At 64.7% G+C, this 411-nt stretch carries 1 protein-coding gene; it reads left to right on the top strand.

Translation table 11 applies throughout. From position 1 onward, the window contains the following. The coding region (locus tag EOC94_RS33760) for a phosphotransferase (RefSeq protein ID WP_148128479.1) at positions 1-411 on the top strand (411 nt) is incomplete at both ends.

The following is a 411-nucleotide window of genomic DNA, read 5'->3' on the forward strand; positions in this document are numbered from 1 at the left end:
CAAAAGCATCGAGGATGAAGCGCAGTTCGCGGTCAGCGTCGCTGGATCGGCGCCGCGCATTATCCGGCTGGTGACCTATCTGTCCGGTCAGTTGCTGTCGCGCTCGCCGACTTCCGAGGCGCAGGATCGCAATCTGGGCATCTTCCTCGCCCGCCTCAGCCGGGCGCTGCGCGGCTTCTTCCATCCGGCCGCCGGCAACGACCTGCTCTGGGACATCCGCAAGGTCGCCAAGACACGGCCGATGATGGCGCACATCACTGATCCGAGTCGGCGGGCGATGGTCGAGCGCGCGATCGACTCCTTCGAGGAGCATGCTGCGCCGGTCATCCCGAGCCTGCGCGCGCAGATCGTCCACAACGACATGAATTCCTACAATGTGGTGATGGATGCTTCGCGGCCGGAGGTCGTGAG

This window comes from Mesorhizobium sp. M6A.T.Ce.TU.016.01.1.1 (genome assembly GCF_003997065.1).
Classification (GTDB): Bacteria; Pseudomonadota; Alphaproteobacteria; order Rhizobiales; family Rhizobiaceae; genus Mesorhizobium; species Mesorhizobium mediterraneum.